This window comes from Agrococcus sp. HG114 (genome assembly GCF_024723325.1).
GTDB lineage: Bacteria > Actinomycetota > Actinomycetes > Actinomycetales > Microbacteriaceae > Agrococcus.
This window is the reverse complement of sequence record NZ_JANQCH010000213.1, coordinates 1-1581: the sequence shown is the minus strand read 5'-3', so window position 1 is coordinate 1581 and position 1581 is coordinate 1. Positions and strand designations below refer to the sequence as shown.

The following is a 1581-nucleotide window of genomic DNA, read 5'->3' as shown; positions in this document are numbered from 1 at the left end:
GTCGGGCACGAGGCGCCCGGGCGCGGTGTCCGTCTCGCGCGCGAGCTCGTCGCGCGCGAGCCACAGCTCGCGGGCGACCGCGAGCTGCCGCCGGTCGCGGATCGCGTGGATGCCGGACAGGCGCCGCCACGGCTCGGCCGCAGCGGGCTTCGGGGTGCGCTCGAGCGCGTACGCGAACTCCTGCTCGGCGACCTCCTGCTTGCCCTGGGACGCGAGCTCCGCGGCCAGCGCGTCGCGCGCATCCGGGAGCACCTCGACGTCGAGCGCCGCGTACTCGAGCCACGCGCGGGGGATCGGCCGCGTCGACCAGTCGCTCGCGCCGTGCTCCTTGCGCAGGCGCAGCCCGACGAGGCGCTCGGTGACGGCGGCGAGGCCGACGCGCTCGAAGCCCGCGAGGCGCGCGCCGAGCTCGGTGTCGAACAGCGTCGCGGGCTCGAGGCCCACCTCGCGGAGGCTCGGGAGGTCCTGGCTCGCGGCGTGGATGATCCACTCCTCGCTGCCGATCGCCGCCTGGAGGGGCGAGAGGTCGTCGACGGCGATCGGGTCGACGAGCACGGTGCCGGCGCCGCGGCGGTGGAGCTGCACGAGGTAGGCGCGCGCGCTGTACCGGAAGCCGTTCGCCCGCTCGGCGTCGACGGCCACCGGGCCCTCGCCCGCGTGGAGCCGGTCCGCGGCGCGCCGGAGCGCATCCGCGTCCTCGACGACGTCGAGGGGGCCCTGCGGCACCGCCTCCGGCAGTCGCGGCGCCTCGGGTTCGAGCGGCTCAGCCACGCGAGCGCCTGTGCGCGTCGAGGCCGGCGGCGCCCGGCTGCACCGGCAGCCCCGCGATCGCGCACAGCAGGTCGGTCCAGGCCGTCAGGTGCGCCCCGAAGTCGCGGCCGGTGGGCGTCCACGATGCGCGGAGCTCGATCTGGGCGCCGTCGCCCTGGGCCGCGAGCTCGCCGAAGCCGCTCGAGAGGATCTTCGTCGCGGTGCCCGACTCGGAGTGGTACTCGGCGTGCCGCTGCTCGAGCGCCTCGAGGAGATACGTCCACGTGACCTCGGCGAGGAACGGGTCGACGCCGATCTCGGGATCCTGCGACGCCTGCGTGAAGCTCACGATGCGGAAGTCGCCGCCCCACGCCTCGGGCTCCTCGGGGTCGTGCATGAGGATGAAGCGGCCCGTGCCGATGTCGGAGTCGCGGCCGTGCACCGGCGCGCCGACGTCCGCGGCGATCGCGAACGAGAAGGGGGCGATGCGGCCGGGAGCGGGGATCTCGCGCACCGAGAGCTCGCTGCGCAGCTCTGCCCGTCGCAGCTGGTCGACCGCAGCGCGGAACGCCTCGGGCTCAGGCGCTGGCGCTGCACTGCTCGTGTCCACTCCGCAAGACTACGATTCGAGCGTGACCACCCAGCCACGGCGCGCCGCCTCCGACCGGCGGGCCGCGCGGCTCGCGCTCGTCGCGGGGGGTGTGGCGGCCACCGGCGCCGCGCTCGCCGTGACCGGCACCTCGGCGGTGCTCGCGTCGATGCTCGTCACCCTGCCGCGCGAGCAGGCCGACGACGTGGCGGTGCTCGGGCTCGACGAGCGCGGGGTGCGGC

The 1581-nt window shown here is 76.2% G+C and carries 3 protein-coding genes; 1 reads left to right on the top strand and 2 read right to left on the bottom strand.

All coding sequences use genetic code 11. The features are described 5' to 3' along the window. Nucleotides 1-726: ribonuclease D (locus tag NWP09_RS12760; protein ID WP_369010428.1), on the bottom strand; the 726-nt coding region annotated here is incomplete at its 3' end. Nucleotides 727-763: 37 nt separating this feature from the next. Continuing rightward, complete coding sequence (locus NWP09_RS12755) at nucleotides 764-1360, bottom strand: DUF3000 domain-containing protein (protein ID WP_258275872.1); 597 nt, start codon at nucleotides 1358-1360, stop codon at nucleotides 764-766. Between the two features lie 22 nt (nucleotides 1361-1382). Between NWP09_RS12755 and NWP09_RS12750 the strand changes: the two genes are divergently transcribed. After that, the coding region (locus NWP09_RS12750; RefSeq protein ID WP_258275871.1) for a hypothetical protein at nucleotides 1383-1581 on the top strand (199 nt) is incomplete at its 3' end.